The sequence below is a fragment of the Nonomuraea sp. NPDC052116 genome (assembly GCF_040680035.1).
In the GTDB taxonomy this organism is placed as follows: Bacteria; Actinomycetota; Actinomycetes; order Streptosporangiales; family Streptosporangiaceae; genus Nonomuraea; species Nonomuraea angiospora_A.
The window spans coordinates 22,781-41,408 of sequence record NZ_JBFAWA010000003.1 but is presented as its reverse complement, the minus strand read 5'-3'; the positions used below and the strand labels follow the sequence as shown (position 1 = coordinate 41,408).

General features: G+C 68.9%; 21 protein-coding genes and 1 pseudogene. 9 read left to right on the top strand and 13 right to left on the bottom strand.

The window, feature by feature from the left end; all coding sequences use genetic code 11:
* Positions 1–278: 278 nt before the first annotated feature.
* Positions 279–488: pseudogene (locus AB0L65_RS05800) on the bottom strand (alpha/beta hydrolase); the annotation flags it as partial.
* A gap of 488 nt (positions 489–976) precedes the next feature.
* Between AB0L65_RS05800 and AB0L65_RS05795 the strand changes: the two are divergent.
* Positions 977–1,531 carry a dihydrofolate reductase family protein gene (locus AB0L65_RS05795; RefSeq protein WP_364240712.1) on the top strand — a complete coding sequence of 185 codons (555 nt, stop codon included), beginning with the start codon at positions 977–979 and terminating at the stop codon, positions 1,529–1,531.
* Positions 1,532–1,706: 175 nt separating this feature from the next.
* Here AB0L65_RS05795 and AB0L65_RS05790 read toward each other — a convergent pair whose 3' ends face one another.
* From AB0L65_RS05790 to AB0L65_RS05780, 3 genes are all read right to left on the bottom strand, one after another.
* Positions 1,707–2,804 (bottom strand): serine/threonine protein phosphatase, encoded by a 1,098-nt coding sequence (locus tag AB0L65_RS05790; protein WP_364240709.1) that lies wholly within the window; start codon positions 2,802–2,804, stop codon positions 1,707–1,709.
* A gap of 391 nt (positions 2,805–3,195) precedes the next feature.
* The gene (locus tag AB0L65_RS05785) at positions 3,196–4,455 is read right to left on the bottom strand and encodes an FxsB family cyclophane-forming radical SAM/SPASM peptide maturase (protein ID WP_364240707.1); all 1,260 of its coding nucleotides are present in this window, start codon (positions 4,453–4,455) and stop codon (positions 3,196–3,198) included.
* A gap of 80 nt (positions 4,456–4,535) precedes the next feature.
* Complete coding sequence (locus AB0L65_RS05780; protein WP_350742420.1) at positions 4,536–4,772, bottom strand: hypothetical protein; 237 nt, start codon at positions 4,770–4,772, stop codon at positions 4,536–4,538.
* A gap of 625 nt (positions 4,773–5,397) precedes the next feature.
* Here AB0L65_RS05780 and AB0L65_RS05775 point away from each other — a divergent pair.
* A complete protein-coding gene (locus AB0L65_RS05775) occupies positions 5,398–5,988 on the top strand; it encodes an HD domain-containing protein (protein WP_364240704.1) in 591 nt (196 codons plus the stop codon).
* A gap of 165 nt (positions 5,989–6,153) precedes the next feature.
* Positions 6,154–6,621: a hypothetical protein gene (locus tag AB0L65_RS05770; protein WP_364240701.1), complete on the top strand. Its 468-nt coding sequence runs from the start codon at positions 6,154–6,156 to the stop codon at positions 6,619–6,621.
* Between the two features lie 556 nt (positions 6,622–7,177).
* On the opposite strand, the gene AB0L65_RS05765 is transcribed toward AB0L65_RS05770, so the two are convergent.
* Complete coding sequence (locus tag AB0L65_RS05765) at positions 7,178–7,861, bottom strand: HAD family hydrolase (RefSeq protein ID WP_364240698.1); 684 nt, start codon at positions 7,859–7,861, stop codon at positions 7,178–7,180.
* Positions 7,862–8,084: 223 nt separating this feature from the next.
* Positions 8,085–9,524: an ATP-binding protein gene (locus AB0L65_RS05760; RefSeq protein WP_364240696.1), complete on the bottom strand. Its 1,440-nt coding sequence runs from the start codon at positions 9,522–9,524 to the stop codon at positions 8,085–8,087.
* A 261-nt stretch (positions 9,525–9,785) separates the two neighbouring features.
* On the opposite strand from AB0L65_RS05760, the gene AB0L65_RS05755 reads away from it, so the two are divergent.
* Together AB0L65_RS05755 and AB0L65_RS05750 are read left to right on the top strand one after the other, a co-directional pair.
* Positions 9,786–9,977 (top strand): hypothetical protein, encoded by a 192-nt coding sequence (locus AB0L65_RS05755; protein ID WP_364240693.1) that lies wholly within the window; start codon positions 9,786–9,788, stop codon positions 9,975–9,977.
* 143 nt (positions 9,978–10,120) lie between these two features.
* On the top strand, positions 10,121–10,738 hold the full coding sequence (locus AB0L65_RS05750) for a hypothetical protein (RefSeq protein WP_364241815.1): 618 nt from the start codon (positions 10,121–10,123) through the stop codon (positions 10,736–10,738).
* 22 nt (positions 10,739–10,760) lie between these two features.
* On the opposite strand, the gene AB0L65_RS05745 is transcribed toward AB0L65_RS05750, so the two are convergent.
* A complete protein-coding gene (locus tag AB0L65_RS05745) occupies positions 10,761–10,883 on the bottom strand; it encodes a hypothetical protein (RefSeq protein ID WP_364240690.1) in 123 nt (40 codons plus the stop codon).
* A 165-nt stretch (positions 10,884–11,048) separates the two neighbouring features.
* Here AB0L65_RS05745 and AB0L65_RS05740 point away from each other — a divergent pair, with 165 nt between their 5' ends.
* Positions 11,049–12,263: a glycosyltransferase gene (locus tag AB0L65_RS05740; RefSeq protein WP_364240687.1), complete on the top strand. Its 1,215-nt coding sequence runs from the start codon at positions 11,049–11,051 to the stop codon at positions 12,261–12,263.
* A gap of 139 nt (positions 12,264–12,402) precedes the next feature.
* Here AB0L65_RS05740 and AB0L65_RS05735 read toward each other — a convergent pair whose 3' ends face one another.
* Both AB0L65_RS05735 and AB0L65_RS05730 read right to left on the bottom strand, forming a co-directional pair.
* The gene (locus AB0L65_RS05735; protein ID WP_364240684.1) at positions 12,403–12,573 is read right to left on the bottom strand and encodes a hypothetical protein; all 171 of its coding nucleotides are present in this window, start codon (positions 12,571–12,573) and stop codon (positions 12,403–12,405) included.
* 181 nt (positions 12,574–12,754) lie between these two features.
* Positions 12,755–14,128 (bottom strand): MFS transporter, encoded by a 1,374-nt coding sequence (locus tag AB0L65_RS05730; protein ID WP_364240682.1) that lies wholly within the window; start codon positions 14,126–14,128, stop codon positions 12,755–12,757.
* Positions 14,129–14,213: 85 nt separating this feature from the next.
* Between AB0L65_RS05730 and AB0L65_RS05725 the strand changes: the two genes are divergently transcribed.
* Entirely contained in the window at positions 14,214–14,396 is a 183-nt protein-coding gene (locus AB0L65_RS05725) for a hypothetical protein (RefSeq protein WP_364240679.1), read from the top strand.
* Positions 14,397–14,404: 8 nt separating this feature from the next.
* On the opposite strand, the gene AB0L65_RS05720 is transcribed toward AB0L65_RS05725, so the two are convergent.
* Both AB0L65_RS05720 and AB0L65_RS05715 read right to left on the bottom strand, forming a co-directional pair.
* Complete coding sequence (locus tag AB0L65_RS05720) at positions 14,405–14,821, bottom strand: RidA family protein (RefSeq protein WP_364240676.1); 417 nt, start codon at positions 14,819–14,821, stop codon at positions 14,405–14,407.
* A gap of 22 nt (positions 14,822–14,843) precedes the next feature.
* Entirely contained in the window at positions 14,844–15,422 is a 579-nt protein-coding gene (locus AB0L65_RS05715) for a TIGR03086 family metal-binding protein (protein WP_364240673.1), read from the bottom strand.
* A gap of 70 nt (positions 15,423–15,492) precedes the next feature.
* Between AB0L65_RS05715 and AB0L65_RS05710 the strand changes: the two genes are divergently transcribed.
* Positions 15,493–15,981 carry a MarR family winged helix-turn-helix transcriptional regulator gene (locus AB0L65_RS05710; RefSeq protein ID WP_364240670.1) on the top strand — a complete coding sequence of 163 codons (489 nt, stop codon included), beginning with the start codon at positions 15,493–15,495 and terminating at the stop codon, positions 15,979–15,981.
* A gap of 11 nt (positions 15,982–15,992) precedes the next feature.
* Here the strand turns inward: AB0L65_RS05710 and AB0L65_RS05705 are convergent, their stop codons facing one another.
* Complete coding sequence (locus AB0L65_RS05705; RefSeq protein WP_364240668.1) at positions 15,993–16,769, bottom strand: SDR family oxidoreductase; 777 nt, start codon at positions 16,767–16,769, stop codon at positions 15,993–15,995.
* 197 nt (positions 16,770–16,966) lie between these two features.
* On the opposite strand from AB0L65_RS05705, the gene AB0L65_RS05700 reads away from it, so the two are divergent.
* Positions 16,967–17,836, top strand: coding sequence for a helix-turn-helix transcriptional regulator (locus AB0L65_RS05700; RefSeq protein ID WP_364240665.1), 870 nt, complete (start codon positions 16,967–16,969; stop codon positions 17,834–17,836).
* A 52-nt stretch (positions 17,837–17,888) separates the two neighbouring features.
* On the opposite strand, the gene AB0L65_RS05695 is transcribed toward AB0L65_RS05700, so the two are convergent.
* Complete coding sequence (locus tag AB0L65_RS05695) at positions 17,889–18,575, bottom strand: GntR family transcriptional regulator (protein ID WP_364240662.1); 687 nt, start codon at positions 18,573–18,575, stop codon at positions 17,889–17,891.
* Positions 18,576–18,628 lie beyond the last annotated feature (53 nt).

Genomic DNA, 18,628 nt, shown 5'->3' with positions numbered 1-18,628 from the left:
GCCACCGCGCTCGGCGAGCAGGCGCCGCCGACCGAACCGAAGGACGAGGCCGGCGACCCGCCGCGCCCGCACCCGGGGCCCTGCTCACCCGCGTAAGGTCAGCCCCACCAGCCGTCATGGCCCCTCATAGAGCGTCCAGGCGAAGTCAGGTGCGGTCAGGCCGGGTCGGGTTGGGCGTGCCGCAGCCCTGGCAGCGAGAAGATCCCGTACCTGGTGCGATGGAGCGCCATGAGTGATCGTTTCCGAGGCTGGTTCTGGCGTGGGGGAGCGCGGGTCGGTCAGTTGGTGAACAAGGTCTGCAGGTGGCGGTTCACGGGATCGGGGCAGTCCAGCTGGGGCGCGTGGCCGCAGCCGTCCAGGATGTGGAGCTGGTCATGGGGCAGCAGTTCGGCGAAGCGGTGGGCACGCTCGACGGGCTGGATGGTGTCCTGTTCGCCCCACAGCACCAGGGTGGGGGTCTTGGTGGAGGGCAGGGCACGTTCGGTCTGCGCCCTCGCTGGTGGACAGCTTGGTGGCCAGTTCGCCGACGACGGGTATCTTCAGCGCTTCCCACATCCACGTGCCCGGCAGGTCCAGGCCGGTGGCGTCCAGCAGGGCGAGCTTGCTGACGCGGTCCGGGTGGCGCGGGGTGAACGCCAGAGCCCAGCCGCCGCTCCAGGAGTTGCCCGCCAATCCGGCCCGCCGTACGCCGACCCTACTCGACCAGAACGAAATAGGATCATGAGCGATCTCCGCTTGCGGGCCCCGGAGCTGGTGACGGTAGTCACCGTCCTCGCTCACGCGGGCTTCACCGGCCACGACACCGACGTCCTGGAAAGGCGGCTTCACCTTCGGACTGGATCCGTACTGAGCGGCCTGGCCGTCCGGCACCCCGAACGGCCCCGGTCCATCCAGAAAAGCCGCCCTGCCTGCGATGAGTTCCGGCGCTCCATCGGGTCTCCACTCTGGACCACTGCCACGACCAAGGAGGAGTTTCATGGGCAAGATCATCTACTGGATGAACACCTCGATCGACGGCTACATCGAGGGTCCCGACGGTGGCATGGACTTTCCGGACCCTGACGAGGACTTTCTCCAGGCGGCGAACGACCATGTTCGCCGGATCGCGGCGTTCCTGTTCGGGCGGCGGCTGTATGAGGCGATGGAAAAGCCCTGGACGCAGGACCTCGGCAAGGAAGGCGCCCCGGCCTTCGAGCGGGAGTTCGCCCAGTTGTACAAGGAGACGCCGCGGTATGTCTTCTCCGATACCATCCAGACCGTCCCCGAAGGGGTCACGATCGTCCGTCGCAAGGACGCCGCGTCCGTGGTGACGCGTCTCAAGCAGGAGATCGACGGCACCCTTCAGCTCGGCGGCCCCGAGCTGGCCACCTCCCTGCTGGACCTGATCGACGAGTTCTGGGTGTACGCGTTCCCCGTGATCGTCGGGGGCGGCAAGCCGTACCTGCCCGTGAGAGAAGCACTGCGGCTGCGCCTGGTCGAGCACCGTTCCTTCGCCTCAGGAACCATGTTCCGGCGCTACGTACGACCCTGACCGACCAGGACCGGACCCCGCGCGGGCGCACCCACGAGGGGTCCAGTGGCCGTACGCCCGTGCGCGATCCTGGACGAAGTGGCGCCCGCGTCACTGAACCCGTGACCTTTCGGCACCACCTTGCAGAGGGTCGCGCGAAGGCGGCTTGGCGTCCGTACTGTCGTGTCTGCGACGATCAACGCATCGCGCTCATGGCGCGTTCGATCTTCTCGCTCGGATACGGCGTTGTCCGCCGATCGGACCAGAACAGGTCCCAGTAGAAGTCGTTCATGGCCGCTGCCACGGGAGCGTACCGGCGAAGCATTGCGGCGACAGCCGGCGGAGCACCAGCAGGATCCTCGCCGTCCGCGCACGCGCGGATGTACTCGTTGCGTTGTTCCAGTACGCCGTTCCGGGGCACCGGCACTCCGCAGATATCGGTGACGAGCCAGTTGACCAGCCGCATCAGCGCGTAACCGAGGTCGTGGGTCCGGTTGCGGTTCAGGAATTCGATCTCCTGCTTGGACAGGTCGAACCGGGAGGAGGTCGCCAGCCCGAGGTCGGCGATGTAAAGGCGTTCACCGTCCGTGAGGATGTTGCGGAAGTGGTTGTCGAAGTGCATCAGCCCCTGGCCGTTCATGAAGGCCACGTCGGCGCGCAGGCACGACTCGACCATGGCGCTTGCCGCTACCGCAGCGTCCTGGCCGACGGCGAGCTGAGCGGCCAGCCAGTCATTGAGGTTGTAGGGGATGAACTCCTGAAACAGCACAATGCTGGCCGAAGCCTGCGCGACAGCATGGAGACGATCCCGTACCGCCGGTGACCCATCCCAGTACTGCACGACCGCCTCGACGTCAGCATGCTGATCGGTCTGCGGCGGCGCTCCCGGCAGCACCCGCCAGTGATACAGCAGCGGAAAGGCCGCACTGCGCCCGGCCAGGACCCAGTTGGTCGTCATGACGCCGGCCGCGAGTTCGCGCCACGCACCGAAGCTCGGCCCACCGATCCCGTACTGGCAGAACGGAGGCAGCCCGAACAGGTTGGCCGTGGACATCACGTTGCCCGCGCGGCGCTCCAGGTCGGTCAGTGGTACTCGTTTGACGAAGACCGGCACGCCATCGATGGCCAGCAAGGCCGAATTGCCACCTATCCCCGTCCCCAGAAGCTGCGCCTGCTCCAGCGACTCGCTGAGCTGCCGGTCGCTGTGCAATGCCAACGCGCTCGCGACATCGCTGTATCGGTGGACACGCTCACCGTGAGACATGTCCAACCGTTTATCTCGCAGTTCCAACAACGGAGGCACCCTTCATGATCAACTTCGCGGATCAGATCCACCGGGGATGGGCATTTCCGGGTTCATTCTGCCGCGACGACCTCGTGGACAGGGTCCGGCCGGCGGACTGATCGATGCCAACACCTGTCCGGTCCCCTGCACCGCACGGCTCGCCAATGCCGACACGGTGGCCAAGCGAAGGAATGGCCGACTTGAAATTCCTCCTGCTCGGACCCGACCGGGGCACCGTCGTGGGCGGAAGGATTCCAGTTCCCGAGCGAGGTCGCCGGGCGCGAACTGCGTCTGCTGCTCGACCAGGCAGCGGCCTTCGGCGACAAGCTACTGATACCGATCATGGTTGGCATGGCCTGCTCTGTTCACAGGGCGGGATGCGGACCGCCGGCTCCAATTCTCAGCCGGCCGCCGCCCGCTCGGCCCTCAACCGTTCCACGTCGGTGAGCGCCCGGTCGCGGATGTGGCAGATCAATTTGGCCAGATCGGCGCAGTAGACGGAAGGATTGAGAAATCCCGAGCCGGAACGGTATCGAGTGCTGTACTCGCCGGCCCCGCAGATATCCCGGATCGAGCAGGAAACGCAGATCGGCGACAGGCCGGCCACCTTTCGTTGCCGGGCGACGACGCCCGGAAGGAGTCGCGCGTCGTCGAACGTGTTACGAAAGACGTTCAAGCCGGTGTAGGGGGCACCCTCGTAGGCGGACTTCAAAGCGTCGCCGAGTTCGATGGTTCCGTCGCTTTCGACGACGATGAGCTGGAACGGGTTGAGCCCCAGCCCCTCGGTGTAGGCATGACCGCCGAGGCACAACGTCATGATGTTCTCGAAGAGCCTGACACCGGCCGGAAGCGGCACCGTGGAATACCAGCGCTCGAAGATCGGTATCAGCCAGTCCGCGTACGCGGTGCCTCCGTCCCCGGCGGTCCATCCCGGTGGGGGAGACGACCAATTGCCGAGCGGCAGCAGGAAGTCCACGGCCGGCGCCCCGGTGGCGAGCAGCGCCTCGTAGGTGGTCAGGGGGTCGTTCTCCAGGTCGATGGTGCACAGCACAAGGTCGAAGAGGTCACGGTAATCAGGGCGGTTCAGAACCTCGATGCCGCGCATCACCAGGTCATAGCTGCCGCGGCCGTTGGCGTACTTGCGATGACGGTTCTGGCCTTCCCTGTCGCCGTCGAGGCTGACCGTGACACCGATGCGGTGTTCGCGCAGGACGTTCAAGAGGTTCTCGTCAGAAAGGAGCACGCCGTTCGTGGTGGTGACGAGCCGCAGCGGGACGTCGGACGGCGCGGCGTTCCGGAACGCTCGCGCCGCGTACGCGAATTGATCCGCGCCGGCGAGCAGCGCTTCGCCGCCATGCATCCTCACCGACGCTCCCGCAATTTCGTCGGCGTGAGCGCGCAGGTGCTCTCCGAGCCGGAAGGCGACCTGGTCGATCGTCTTGCGTGACATGGCCACCGGCTTGTTCTTCCAGCTCTGGTCGGCCATCTCGTACATGTAGCAGTAGTCACAGGCCAGGTTGCACCGGCCGTGGAATTTGAGAGCGAATTCCACGAAGGGCAGAGGGCGCCAGTACGGATCCTCAAGCGCCTGATCGGTCACGTTCTGAGTCGGCCATTCGGCAGCTCGCTCTTTCACCCGCACGATCGGTAGCTCGATCACGATGTCCTTCGCCTCTCTGCCCTTCGTGTCCCAGCAAGCCGCTACACGGCCCGATCAGCCACGGGAACGAACCCGTTCTGTCACCTGTTGAAAGTGCCGGCAGGACGGAAGACGTCGTCGTCGGCGGTCACCCGGTTCAGCACCGCACCGAGCGCGCTGTTCTGGTCGGTGGTCGCCGCGACCTCGGAGAGATTCGCCTGAGAGGACTCGGCAGCCGAAGCGGCGCCGGCTGCTCCGACCCCGACCGCGGACGCGGCGGCGAACGCGGCGGCCGTCAAGGCCACCTTCCGTACGAGATTTCCTTCACGTTCCGACATTGGATACCCCTTTCCATGCGGCTGGACATCGACCCACGGCCAGTGATGTCCTGTTCCAGTTGGGATTAAGAAAAGTTGATCACGACAGCGGGACGGTACCGCACCACGCCCACAGAGTCGCTACAAAACCACTACACAGCCGATTCTTCGATGCCCAGCACTACAAGGTCATCCAAGGTCAGGGCCCAGAGACAGCCCTTTGATCGGCTGCGGTTATTCGACTCCCCAAAGCGATCTGCTGGTAATGCTCGGAGCGAGGCAAAAGACCTTGACTGCCAAGGTTTTCCGGTCCTGTAATCGCAGAAAGAATGCGCAAGTCGGGGTCACGGTGTGTGGAGATCATCGTCGAGGCTGCTGCCGCGCATTGCTCCGGCGGGTTCGTCTACTGGGGCGGAGCTGCCGGGGCGCTCACCATGCGCTCACGGAGAACACCAGGTGAAGCTGCCGGTCATCTTCGCCTCCAACACGGGAGACAAGCTCAAGGTCGACGATCCGTCAAGGTAGGGCCATCGGCTGGGCGCAACGGCGCGGGTTTGATCAGCGCGACCCCCGCATCGGGTATCACCGCAGGCATGCGGCCAAGGTCGGACATCGAGACCTGACGACCGGATGAAACGTTGGACCCATGTTTCCGGAGACTCCCGCCGCCGTGGCGGCGCGGTCGGTGGCCACCCGTTTCTGCTCGCCCGCGCTGTTCAACCACTGCGTCCGCTCCTACCTGTGGGGAGCGATGTACGGCACAGCGCACGGGGTCGCCTTCGATGACGAGCTCTACTACGTCTCGGCGCTGCTCCACGACATCGGGCTGACGGAGGCTTTCGACAGCCATCGGCTGCCGTTCGAGGAGGCGGGAGGTCAGCTGGCCTGGGTCTTCGGCGTGGCGGCCGGCTGGCCGGTCGGCCGGGCCGCCAGGGTCACCGAGATCATCATGCTGCACATGCGCGAGGACGTGTCCCCGGCTGCCGACCCTGAGTCCCACCTGCTGCAGGTAGCCACAAGCTGGGAGGTGGTCGGACGGTGGCCGGAGGAGTTCTCGCCGGACGCCAGGGCGGAGATGCTCGTCCGTTATCCTCGGCTGGGATTCGGCGCGGAGTTCCTGGCGTGCTTCGAAGACCAGGCGAGGCGCAAGCCGGACAGCGCCGCCGCCGCATCGGTCAGGAACGACGTCGCGGGGCGGATCGCCGCCAACCCTCTCGAAGGCCGCCTACTCACCTGACCTCCAAGGCCGCGAACTCCGCCGTCAGTCCTGCTTGGGTGTTCACCGGCGCCGTGTTCCTCACCCCGCCCGGCGAGCGCGGGCTTGCCTCGCATTTCGACAACACAGACGTGTCTCGAACCCGTCGTGGTGAACCCGGCCCGCCTGACTTTCGTCTGAGGGAATGTGCATCGACTTACTCTGCTGACCTTCCTGCTCACCGCCGGCTGTTCGCCCGAGGTGGCGTGTACCGCGATCGGCACCCCCGTCGGTGTGGGCCTGCACATTGCAGCTCCGCTTGCCGCCGAGGCCGGCGCCGCCACGATGGAGGTGTGCTGGGACGGTGCCTGCAAACAGGTCGGCGTCGAGTTGAGGCCGTCCACACGGGCGACCAGGGAGACCTGTTCCGGCGACAGTTGTGGCGCGGATGAAGAGCCGACCGGTGAGAAGAACGGGTTCGGTGACGTGGCGGGGCTGCCCAAACGGCCGGTGACGATCCGGCTGACGCTGCACGGAGCCGGCGCGAAGCCGCTGCTGGAACGCAGGCTCGAGGTCACACCGAAGGGACGTTTCCCGAACGGCCCAGAGTGCGGGGAAGGCGGCCCCAATGTTGTCCTCACGGTGGCGGCGGACGGGTCGGTACGAGAGGGATGACAGTGAGAATCTGCTGGTAGGCGGGGTGATCGGTTCGGCAGGGGCGAGATCCTCCTCGGCGAGGGAAGTCAGGGTCTTGCCGCTGATCCGCAGGTGCTCGATCGCCTCGCTGAGTTCGCCCAGACGCGCGGCAAGAGCGTCGATCTCCGCGTGCGCGCAATCCGATGGCTGGGGAGACGCCGAGGACCGGAGTGATCGCGGCACGGCATGCGTATTTCATACGAAGACTACGACGAGGCCCACGACGGGATGAGCGCGGCACAGGCGTTCGGGCCTCGCGAAGGCCCAACGGCAGATCCGGCAGGATGCCTCCCAGGCTCTGGCTGACCCGCTCGTCGGGCAGGGCCTTCGGACGGCGCTCCCCGCTGGAGCAGGCGCGCACGCGGTCGACGATGTCGTACGTCATCTGCTTCGGCCCGCTCCGCCCTGTGCGAGCCGTAGCGTAGGGAACTCGGCGCATACCGGCATAAACCTGGCGTCCTCGATGCGTGGCCATGATCGCTCCTCTACGTTCAGTCCGCTGTCGCCCGCATCTTCTGGAACGCTCGCTGGATCCCTAGAGCTGACTCATCCTGCGCTCCCCACCCTCCCAGCGGGCAACGACCTCCACCATCTCAGGGAACGCATCGATGAACGCGTCCACGCGATGCCCGTCGAAATCCGCACGCCGCCTGACACCGCTCTGCATGCAGGCGATGAAACCCAGCCCCGCCCCGTTGGCGGCCTGCGCGTCACCGGGGGAGTCGCCCACGTACACGCACTGACCGGGCTCCAGCCCCGTCGCAGCCAGCAACTCGTCAAAAGCGCGGCCGTCCGGCTTGCCGAAACGCACATTGTCGGCGTGGTACACGCCGTCCAACCGGCCCGCCAGGACATGATCCGGTGCCAGCAGATGCTCCACTTCCGCCTCTGTGCGCGAGGTCAGTAGCAGAACACCGTGGCCCGCCGCGGCGAGCTCATCGAGCGCCCGCAGGTTCTCCGGCGCGACCGCATCCAGCCTGCCGTCCGCCACGTACTCCCCGAGCACCTCCCGATATACCGCCGCGAACGCCACGAGATCGACGCCCGGCGAACGCCGCGGCATCGCCTCCAGCAACGGCAACCCCCAGGTGGACAGATGCACCGCCCGGGACATCGGCGCACGGCCGAGACGCGTCAGGACATCGTTCTCCAGCTCGAAACACGCCGCCTCGGTCAGGCAGAGCGTGTCATCCACATCGATCACCACGGCGCGAATCACACCGCCACCCTAACGACGCCACCGCCGGCGCGGCAGACAGGCGGCAGGAGGCGAGCGAGATATCCAACGTGCACCTGCTGAGCAGCACGAACAGCTCTCCGGAAGCGTCCGTCCCCCGCCGACGAAACCCTGGCCACCTGGCCCCGCTCGGCGGCCTGGGCGAGTGGGCGGCCGATGTCGTGACCGCCCTGATCCATGCCGCTCGCGGCGGGCCGGCTTCGGGTCACGAGCAGGCGGGCGGCTCCAACCGGGCGGCCGTGCGCTCGTGATTCTGCTGCGCCGCCGTCTCCTGGGAGCCGAGGAGCGCGCGGGTGAGTGCCTGGCCGTCGCCCGCCATCGCCTGCAGCGCCGTGTCGAAATGATCGTCGGTGAGCACCCGCTCGTCGGAGCGCAACGCGACCAGGATGACCCGGCGCAGCAGTTCTTTGATGAACGACGCCGTGACCCCCTCGGTGGCGGCGACCACCTTACCGGTGTCGGCGACGATGGGCCGGTTGCGGGCGTACAGGCGGATCAGGCGTTCGCGCGCCGCAGCGTCAGGCGGTGGCACCTCCACCGCGAGGTCCACCCGGCCGGGCCGCTGGACCAGGGCCTTCTCCAGGGCCTCCACCCGGTTGGTGGTCAGGACGAACGTCACGTCGACGTCGCCGCTGATCCCGTCCATGGCGTCCAGCAGGGAGAACAGCAGCGGGCTGGTCTCGTGGTGGCTGCGGTCCTCGGCGATCAGGTCCACGTCCTCGACGACCACGATGGACGGTTGCAGCTTGCGCGCCACCGCCACCGCGTAGTCGATCTTGCGCATGGCGGGTCCGGTCATCAGCACCGCCGTGTGCTCGCGCAGCCGTCCGATGAGATAACGCGTGGTGTGGGTCTTGCCGGTGCCCGGCGGCCCGTACAGCAGCAGGCCCCGGCGCAGGTGCTGGCCGGCCTCGGTGAGGCGGTCGGCGTGCTCGGCGATGCCCACGACGTGCTCCTCGATGGCCTCCAGCCGTCCTTCCGGCAGGACCACCTCGTCGGGGTCCAGCTCGGGGCGGGGCAAGAAGGTGAGCAGTTCGTTCTCCCTGTGCTCGCTGAAGCCGAAGCTGAGCACCTGGCCGCGGAACGGGTCGTTGTCCTGTTTGAGCCGGTTCACCTCGTCGCGTACGGCGCTCGCCACATCCCGCCGCGCCGCCAGCACGGTGAGCAGGCTGTGGCCGTCGTAGTCGTCCTTGTTACTCAGCCCGATGACCACCGGGGTGCCGTCGGGCGCCGCCGTGGCGACCAGGCCGAGCTGCACGACCTCGATCGTGGTGTCGGGGCCGATCGGGGCCGTTCCGTAGTCGGGGCGGCCGAGCATGCGGCTGCCCTCACGCATCGCCGCGAGCAGCATGTTGACGATGCTCTCCCAGCGCCGCTCGCCGCCCACGATGCCGAACCACTGCGCGCCGGGGGAGTGGGCGTCCAGGTAGAGGTCGGCGGCGGTCTGCAGCGCGGCGTGCTCGTAGAGCCGGTACTTCTCCTCCACGACGACCACGTCGCTGAGCGGGCAGCCGAGGTGCTCGGTCACCTTGACGACCAGCGGAGAGGTGGCGTTGGCCTCGCCGATCCGCTCGGCCACCACGGTGTAGACCTGGCGCAGGCTCTCGGCGAGGGCTCGCGCGTCGGTGAGTTCGATGTCGGTCACATCCTCCATCATCGCGATCGGGGCGGACGAATGCGCCTGATTAATTGCCACCGGGTACGTCCCGGTGCATCCGCAATTCCCGCGCGCCGTGCGCTGAGCGGGACCGAGAACCCTCTTCACACCGGTGGACGAATCCACCCCCGCGACGTGGCCGAACGTGCTCGTCATGCTGGTGGCCGGGCTGCCATGTGCCTGGGCGCTGTGGCAGTGCCTGCGTGGCCCGCCGGCGGGCCCACCGTCCGGTACGGCACCGTCGGCTTGGTGGTTCCCTTCGTGTCGATACCGGCGGCCGCGCTGCTCGAAGCAGCCCTTGGAACCGTCTACGCCGACGCCACCACGGCACTCAGCGTCCTGTTCACGATCTGGCTCGCCCGTTCGGCCCACGAGCTGGCGGGACCGACCCAGCCCGCCGGGACCGTCGCGGGCGCTGGGCAAACGGTCATCCAGTCGTAGCTGATGCCGGAGGGCCCCTGCAGGTCCCTGGCCTGACCGTCCGATACGGGCGCAGGACGCCGTTGCGCAATTGCTTCTCCATAAGCCGCCGCCCGGGAGTGATCAGGCGTCGATCTGCCGCGATAATCGTGACCGTGATCCTCATGGACGCAGTTCTGGAGACCGACGGAACGGCGGAATTCACCGCCTGGCCGGTCGCTGAACCGGCCAAGGACAACATCCTTGTCCTCTCCGGCCAGATGAGCCCGGCCGAGGTCGGCACCGCGATGGCGGTCATCTTCAGCTATGCCGGCATCCCGACCGAACCGATCAGCGATCTCCACCATCTGCTGGACCGGCATCTGGCCGACGCCGAAGCGCTTATCGCTCCAGGCGGGCTACGGATCAGGGACACGGCCACCAATGCCGAGATCCTGCCGGGGTGCTGTTGCGGCCTGGAAAACTGGCGAGGGTGGCGCAACGTCCTGCACAAGCGGGGCATCTGGCTCGGGCACGATCCCCACACCGAGCTCGAATACATCGCCGGAGCCGTCCGGATCAGGCAGGAGTCAGGGTCACGTTCGCTACCTTCACCCACGCATGAGATGGAGATCCAGCTCGACGACCTGCCTGCCCTCCTGGCCACAGTGCACCTGCGACTGCAGGGCTTCCTCAGCCTCGTCGGCCAATGGGCGAGCGAGACCACCCCGCGAGCCGCCGACCGCCTCGTCACCATTCTCGACGAGAACTTCGAAATCAACGGCCCTCTCGAACTCGGCTGAGAACACCACGCGTATCGAATGCTCAGAAGCCGGGATGGTGCGGGTTCGGGAAGGCGTCGGCGCTGATGTCGGTGGCGAAAGCCAGGAACACGGTGACGGCCCAGGCGGTCCGGCGGGCGGTGCCGGCCGGCCATGCATCTCTCACGACAGGTGGCCAAGACTGGGCTCGGTGACACATGGCAATGGCAAGGAGACCTCGTTCCTTGCCATTTTCAGGTTATAGCGCACTGGGGGGCTTGCGGCAAGACCCGGGTCGTGCCTCAAGATGGTCCGCCGAAGCCAGAACACCTGCGGAAACGGGGGGCACGAAATGCGTGTGGTGTTGTCGACGTGGGGATCGCGCGGGGACGTCGAACCTTTGGCGGCACTCGCGGTGCGGCTGCGGGAACTCGGCGCGGAGGCGCGAGTATGCGCGCCGCCGGACGAGGAGTTCGCGGCGCTGCTGGCGCGTGTCGGCGTGCCGCTGGTGCCGCTGGGCCCCACGGTGCGCTCGGTGGTCGCCGGCCCGAAGCCGCCTTCGGCGCAGGCCGCGTTCCGGCTCGCTCCCGAGCTGGTCGCCGCGCGGTTCGACACGCTCACAACGGCCGCCGAGGGATGTGACGCGCTGCTGGCGACCGGCCTGATGCCGGCCGGCGCACGGGACGTGGCCGAGAAACTGGGCATCCGGTACGTGTGCGCCTGCTTCCATACTCTGGGACTGCCGTCGCGGCACTTCCCTCCGGGCGCGCGGCCGGGCAAGCAGTCCCCGCCGGGCGAGACCGACAACCGGGTGTTGTGGGAGCAGGACGCCCAGCGGGTGAACGCGTTGTACGGCGAGGCGCTCAACAGCCATCGGGCGGCGATCGGCCTGCCGCCGGTGGACAACGTCCGTGACTACGTCCTCACCGACCGGCCGTGGCTGGCGGCGGACGCGACCCTGTGCCCGTCGCAGGGCATGACGGACCTCGACGTCGTACAGACCGGGGCATGGATCCTGCCCGACGAACGCCCGCTCCCGGAAGAGCTGCAGGCGTTCCTGGACGCCGGCGAACCGCCGGTGTACGTGGGTTTCGGCAGCATGGCCGCGTACGCCCCGAAGGACATCGCCCGGGTGGCCATCGAGGCGATCCGCGCGCGCGGCCGCCGCATCCTGCTCGCCCGCGGCTGGGCCGACCTGGCCCTGATCGACGACCGGGACGACTGCTTCGTCGTCGGCGAGGTCAACCAGCAGGCACTGTTTCCCCGGGTGGCCGCCGTCGTGCACCACGGCGGCGCGGGCACCACGACGACGGCCGCCCGGGCCGGCGCACCCCAGGTCGTGGTCCCCCAGATCGCGGACCAGCCGTACTGGGCGGCCCGGATAGCCGAGCTGGGCATCGGCGCGGCACACGACGGTCGGACCCCGACCGTCGACTCCCTGTCAGCCGCGCTCACCCTGGTCCTGGCGCCCGAGACCCGAGCACGAGCCAAGGCTGTGGCGGGCACGATCCACACCGACGGAGCGACGGTGGCCGCGAAACTGCTCCTCGACTCAGCCAGCCGGTAAAGGCCGCCCGCGCCCGCGTGAACGCCCGGCCTGCCGGGCGCGCGACACCCGGCCGGCGGCCGGATCGGCGCAGCTTGCGACCAGGACGGCCAGGGCTAAGCCCGCCATTGTGGCGGACGCACGGGAGGACATGCGTTGATCATCGTATGAAAACGGTGTCCTTGCCCAGCATGGGGCACGAAAAGCATGAGGCGGCGGGGTCGTCCGGCCTGCCCGCGTTGGCGTGCAGCGTCTTCTCCTTCGAGGCGAAGGCGTCGAACAACGCCAGACCGGACTCGAGCGGGATGCGTTCGTCGTCCCACTGGAGCACGAACTCGAGCGGGAGTTGTGCGCCGTGCGGGGCCGGTCGCCGTGTCTGGGCGCGTCGATGGCGGTGACGTGGAAACCGCAACAGGTCACGAGAAGGTGCGCGTGGCCCGCGACCGGGGGCGCCTTCTTGTCCCGGCCGCCACCGTGCCCGATGACGCGATCGGAGCCGGAGGCTGGCGTGTCTAGGCGCGGCCGGTCACCTCGTCGCCGGCGGTTCGGGGGAGAAGCAGGGTGGGGATCGCCAGGAGGGCCAGGATGATCGAGAGGAGGACGAACGCCACGCGGTACGGCCCGGCCGCGCCCGCCACCCCGGGTATCGTCTCGCCCAGCCGTACGAGCAGCGCGCCGATCGCCACGCCGAGGCCCGCGCCCAGCTCCTGCAGCGTCGACAGCAGCGTGTTGGCGTGGTTCATCCGGTCCTGGCCGACGTCGGCGAAGGCCACGCTGTTGTACGCGGTGAACCCCGTCGACCGTACGATCCCGCTCACCAGCAGCAGCACGAGGATCACCGGCAGCGGCGTCGTGGGCTCGAGGAACGCCATCCCGACCAGGCACGCGGCGCCGATGACGATCGACCAGAGCAGGACGATGCGGATCCCGAGCCGGCGCATCAGCGACGTGGTGGCGGGCTTGATCCCGACGTTTCCCACGAACAGTGCGATCACCACCAGCCCCGCCTGCGCCGCCGACCAGCCGAACCCCACCTGGAAGAGCAGCGGCAGCACGAACGGGATCGCGATGATCACGCCACGGTAGACCGACCCGCTCGCCGCCGTGACCCGATATGTCGTCACCCGCAGGATCCGCAGGTCGACGATCGGGCGCGGAGCGCGCAGCAGGTGCCGTACCGCCAGGCCCAGACCTGCGACCGCGACCACCAGCGCCACCGCCGTCGACGGCCCGAACCCCGAGCCGAGCCCCTCCAGCGCCACGATCAACCCCGCGACACCCACCGCCATGAGGGCGAACCCGGCGCGGTCCAGCGGGTCACGGGCGTCGGCGCGCAGGTCGGGCACGATCCGCAGCGCCACGACGAACGCCGCGAGCCCGAGCGGCACGTTGATCACGAAGATCCACCGCCAGGACGCGTAGTCGGCCAGCAACCCGCCGACGACCGGAGCCAGCACCGGCGCGAGCAGGCCCGGCCAGGTCAGGTACGCGATCGCCCGGACCAGATCGGACTTCTCCGTCGTCCGCAGCACCACCAGCCGGCCGACCGGCACCATCAGCGCCCCGCCCGCCCCCTGCACCACCCGCGCGGCGACGAGCGCGGGCAGCGTCGGGGCCAGCGCGCAGCCGAGCGAGGCCAGCACGAACAGCACGATCGCCACCGCGAACACCCGGCGCGGGCCGAACCGGTCGGCCAGCCAGCCGCTGATCGGGATCAGCACCCCGATCGTGAGCACGTACGCGGTGATCGCGACGTTCACGTCGATCGGCGCGATCCCCAGCTCCGCGGCGATATGCGGCGCGGCGGGCGTGATCACCGTGCCGTCGAGTATCTCCATGAAGAACGTGCCGGCGACCAGTAAGGCCAGCCCTCTCTGGAATTCCACGTCGGCAAGGGTATAGACGGCGCAAAACCGGATATTCGGCACCCTCCCCACAGTTTCCCCAGGGCACATCGCCGACGTCGTCACGATGCCCGAGCTGTGGTACGAGGAGGCGAGCGACCCGAGCGCGAAGATCGCCGCGCTCGGGTTCACCGCGAAGGTCGTGAGGTTGAACCCGGAGGGGATCGCCGATCCGCAGGAGTGGTTCGTGGCCGGCCAGATCCCGGGGCCGGGAACCTGGCTCACGAGCACGCTACGCCCGGCTCCGTGAAGGTGGAATCAGTTGCGCCCCGATGGGAGCACGGCGACGGCTTCGACCTCGACGAGCTGGTCCTTGTAGCCGAGCACGGTCACACCGAGCAAGGTGCTGGGCACGTCGTGCTCGCCCATGTACTCCCGATACACCTCCCAAACCGTGCCCAGGTCACTCTGCTGGGAGGAGGCCACATAGACCGTGGTCTTGACGACATCGGTCAGCGACGCGCCCGCCCCTTCCAGCGCGGTCACGAGGTTGCGCATCACCTGGTGTGCCTGGCCGGCGTAGTCGCCGACCGCGACGGTCGCGCCGTCGAGATCAAGGGGACACGCGCCGGCCACCCAGACAGACCGCACCGGCGCGTCGGCGACCGCGGCATAGGCGTACTCCACCTGCTGCGTGAGCTGGTGGTTGCGGATCAATCTGACGCTGCTGCTCATGTCGTGCTCCATTCCGAAGATTTCACGTGGGCCAGCTCGGCGAGCGGCCCAGGATTGCCACGATCTCATCCAGCCGCGACCCGCCCGACCACGGGAGCGCCGGTGCGAAGGCCGCCCCGGGCGCGAGGCGCGCCTGGCCATCGGGTACGGCTCGCGCCACGGCGAGGGCGGCGTCCAGCAGGTCCGGCGGGAAGTCGACCGCGACGCCCAGCGCCTTGGCGAGATCCCAGGAATGCACCACGTAGTCGATGAAGTGGAAGCTGATCGCCTGCGCCCCGGGGAAGGCGCTCCCGCTCGCGAACTCGGGCAGCGGGAACATGCGCTCCAGCACGCCGTCGGCGGCGAAGGCCGCCAGGACGTGTTCGGCGGAGGCCCGGTAGCTCGCCACAGGGTCGTCGCCGAGGGAACGCGGCTTCCACCGGGCCAGATCGCCGTCTCCCCTGGACGCCGCGGCGAAGCCGTAGTGCTGGGTGGCCATGTGGGCGAGCAGGCCGTACACGGTCCATCCGAGGCAGGGCGTCGGACGGGACAGATCCTCGGGCCGCACTCGATCCGCCAGTTCGACGCTGGCGCGAACGGCCTGCGCGTCGAGTGCGACCATGAGTTCATTCATATGCACTCGCACATGCTCTGCGGATGCGTATGATCTGTCAACCGGATATCTTGGACCTGTGACGGCCCGCCGCGATCTCGCCGAGATGCTGCATCCTCTCCTGCAGTCGCTCATCGCGGCGGAGCTGCCGGTGCTGGCGGCGCATGGGGTCTCCATGTGGGGCTACACCGTGCTCGGCGCCCTGGACGACGGCTCCGTACGCACGCAGGCCGCTCTGGCCGAAGCGATCGGCGCCGACAAGACCCGCATCATCGGCACCCTCGACAAGCTGCAGGCGGCCGGGCTGATCACCCGCGAGCCGGACCCGCACGACCGCCGCGCGCGGATCCTCACGATCACCGCCGAGGGCCGCGAGGTGCGCGGGTCTGTGCGGGCCGAGATCCAGGCGAACGAGGAGCGCCTGCTCGCCCGCCTGCCCGCGGTCGACCGCCACGGCTTCATCCGCGCCCTGCAGGCGCTCCACCGGCTGCCCCGCGAACAGATCACCGAGAGGTCGTCGCTCGACCGGCGGCCCACCCAGCGATCGAACGCGACCCACGACCGTTGAGGAGCGGCCGATCAGCTGGGCTGGCCGGTCGGCATGATGGTGACCTGCTGAAGGTTCACCCGCGGCGGGAGGCTCGCGAGGAATCCGACGGTCTCGGCGACGTCCTGCGGCGTGAGCCACTCCATCGTCTCCTTGGCCCCCTCCAGCCACGCCCGGGCCCCCTCGTCGGTGACGTGACTCTGCAGCTCGGTCGCGACGATGCCCGGCTCGATCGCCGAGACCCGCACCCTCTTCGCGCCCAGCTCGACCCGCAGGTGGCGGGAGAGATGGGTGACGTACGCCTTGGTCCCGGAGTAGACGGCGAAGTTCGGGAAGATGTTCTGGGCCGCGATCGACGAGGTGTTGATCAGGTCGGCCACCCCGCGCTCGGCGGCGGCTTGCACCAGCTGGGGAGTGAACGCGGCGATGGCGTTCATCAGGCCGGTGATGTTGAGGTCGATCTGGCGCTGCCAATGGGCGGTGGCCAGCTCCTCGATCGGCGCGGGGAGCATGACGCCCGCGTTGTTGAACAGCAGGTCGGCGCCGCCCAGCTCGGCCGCCACCCGGTCGGCGGCCGCCCGCACCGCCGCCGCGTCGGTGACGTCGACGGCCAGGGCCAGGGCCCGGCCGCCGTTCTTCTCGATCCGGGCGACCAGGTCGTCCAGCCGCTCGGCGCGCCGCGCCAGGACGACGACGCGGGCGCCCAGCTCGGCCAGGTGCTCGGCCGCGGCCTCGCCGATGCCGCTGGAGGCGCCGGTGACGACCGCGACGCGGCCGGTGAGGGGACGGGCAGAAGTCTGCGTGGTCATGGCGTGTACCTTCCAAGGTGGGTGAAGTGACAGGGACCGCGGCTGGCATCGCCGCAAGCTCCTCCATCAGGACACCACCCGCCAGGCCCTCGCAGGCCGTCAAAACGGGCCCCCACCAGGCAGGTCTCCGCGAAACTGGTACCGTCAGGGCCACCCTGGTGAGGACCGGTCGTGCCCGGCTTGGCCACACTGGAGACATGGACCGAAGCAGCGAGATCGCCGGCTTCCTGCGCTCACGGCGCGCCGGGATCACTCCCGAGGAGGCCGGGCTGCCCTTCGACGGGCGCACCCGCCGGGTGCCCGGGCTGCGCCGCGACGAGGTGGCCCGCCTGGCCGGGGTCAGCACCGAGTATTACACCCGGCTCGAGCAGGGCCGTGGCGGCTCCCCGTCACCCGAGGTCGTCGAGGCCCTCGCCCGGGCCCTGCGGCTCAACCCCTCCGAGCGCGAGCACCTCACCAACCTGCTGGTCCGCCCCGCCGACGCGCGCCGGGCCCCGGTCAGCCCGCAGCGGGTCAGGCCGGGCCTGCACCTGATGCTGCACACCCTCGACCACGTGCCCGCCTTCATCCTCGGCCGCCGCACCGACGTCCTGGCCTCCAACCGCCTCGCCCGCGAGGTGCTGACCGACTTCGACGCCCTGCCCGCGCCCCGGCGCAACCTGGCCCGCTACTACCTGCTGGACCCCGAGGCCCGCGAACGGGTCGGCGACTGGGAGCGGATCGCCGCCGAGACCGTCGCCGTCCTGCGCCTGGAGGCCGGCCGCTACCCCAACGACCGCCAGCTCGCCGACCTCGTCGGGGAGCTCACCCTGAAGTCGCCGGAGTTCTCCACCTGGTGGAACGACCACCGCGTGCTGCGCCGCACCCACGGCGCCAAGACCTACCACCACCCCCTCGTCGGCGATCTCCACTTCTCCTACGAGTCCTTCCAGGCACCCGGCGACGTCGACCAGACCCTGTGCGTCTACAACGTCGAACCGGGTTCGGCGACCGTCCAGGCCCTCCAGCTCCTCACCAGCTGGACGGCGCCACAGCAGCAGGCGCACCCCCGGCCCGGAGCCTCCTGACGCTGCCCGGCGCCCGCCCGGCGGTTCGCGCCGAGCCCGGCCGTCGTCCGTATCAAGAAGGTTCGGCGGGTTGCCTGCGCAGGCGCCAGGCGGCCTGGGCGCCGAGGCTGGTGTCGATGTGCTCGCGCATCACGCCGGCGGCCGACTCCGCGTCGCCCGCGATGACGTACTCCAGCAGGGCCTCGTGCTCGGCGGCCTTGCGGTCGCGGGCGGCCTGGCCGCGTTCGACCTCCAGGGCGAGGCGGCGGTAGCGGTCGGCCTTGTCCCACAGGCCGTCGAGGGTCTGGATGAGCAGATCGTTGTGGGAGGCCGCGTAGAGGGCGGCGTGGAACTTGCGGTGGGCCACGAACTGCTCGTAGCCAGGGTTGCCGGGCAGCGGCTTGAGGCCCTCGTGCGCGGCGCGCATGGCGGCGATGTCGGCCTTCGTGCGCCGTTCGGCCGCCAGCCCGATCGCCAGCGGGTCGAGGGAGCGGCGCAGCTCCAGCAGGTCGCGGGCCTCCTCGGCGGCCAGGGGAGCCACGCGCGCGTCGCGGTGGGCGTCCAGCTCGACCAGCCCCTCACTCTTGAGCCGGCGCAGCGCCTCGCGCAGGGGAGTGGTGCTGATGCCGATGTCGCGGGCCAGCTGCGCCTGCGCGATGACGGAGCCGGGAAGCAGCTTCCCGGACAGGATCAGCTCTTTGACGCGCAGGTAGGCGTAGTCCGCCTTCGTCGTGTAGAGCTCGGCCGCTGATTCGCTCATCGCTGTCCTGTCTCGTCGGTGACCGTTATAACCTACACCGCCGTCCGGTCTTG

Excerpts from the sequence above, each read along its gene's own strand:
- AB0L65_RS05740 (WP_364240687.1), top strand. The coding sequence starts at position 11,049 with ATGCGTGTGGTGTTGTCGACGTGGGGATCGCGCGGGGACGTCGAACCT.
- AB0L65_RS05775 (WP_364240704.1), top strand. The coding sequence starts at position 5,398 with ATGTTTCCGGAGACTCCCGCCGCCGTGGCGGCGCGGTCGGTGGCCACC.
- AB0L65_RS05705 (WP_364240668.1), bottom strand. The coding sequence starts at position 16,769 with ATGACCACGCAGACTTCTGCCCGTCCCCTCACCGGCCGCGTCGCGGTC.
- AB0L65_RS05700 (WP_364240665.1), top strand. The coding sequence starts at position 16,967 with ATGGACCGAAGCAGCGAGATCGCCGGCTTCCTGCGCTCACGGCGCGCC.
- AB0L65_RS05780 (WP_350742420.1), bottom strand. The coding sequence starts at position 4,772 with ATGTCGGAACGTGAAGGAAATCTCGTACGGAAGGTGGCCTTGACGGCC.
- AB0L65_RS05695 (WP_364240662.1), bottom strand. The coding sequence starts at position 18,575 with ATGAGCGAATCAGCGGCCGAGCTCTACACGACGAAGGCGGACTACGCC.
- AB0L65_RS05725 (WP_364240679.1), top strand. The coding sequence starts at position 14,214 with ATGCCCGAGCTGTGGTACGAGGAGGCGAGCGACCCGAGCGCGAAGATC.
- AB0L65_RS05750 (WP_364241815.1), top strand. The coding sequence starts at position 10,121 with ATGGACGCAGTTCTGGAGACCGACGGAACGGCGGAATTCACCGCCTGG.
- AB0L65_RS05795 (WP_364240712.1), top strand. The coding sequence starts at position 977 with ATGGGCAAGATCATCTACTGGATGAACACCTCGATCGACGGCTACATC.
- AB0L65_RS05715 (WP_364240673.1), bottom strand. The coding sequence starts at position 15,422 with ATGGTCGCACTCGACGCGCAGGCCGTTCGCGCCAGCGTCGAACTGGCG.
- AB0L65_RS05720 (WP_364240676.1), bottom strand. The coding sequence starts at position 14,821 with ATGAGCAGCAGCGTCAGATTGATCCGCAACCACCAGCTCACGCAGCAG.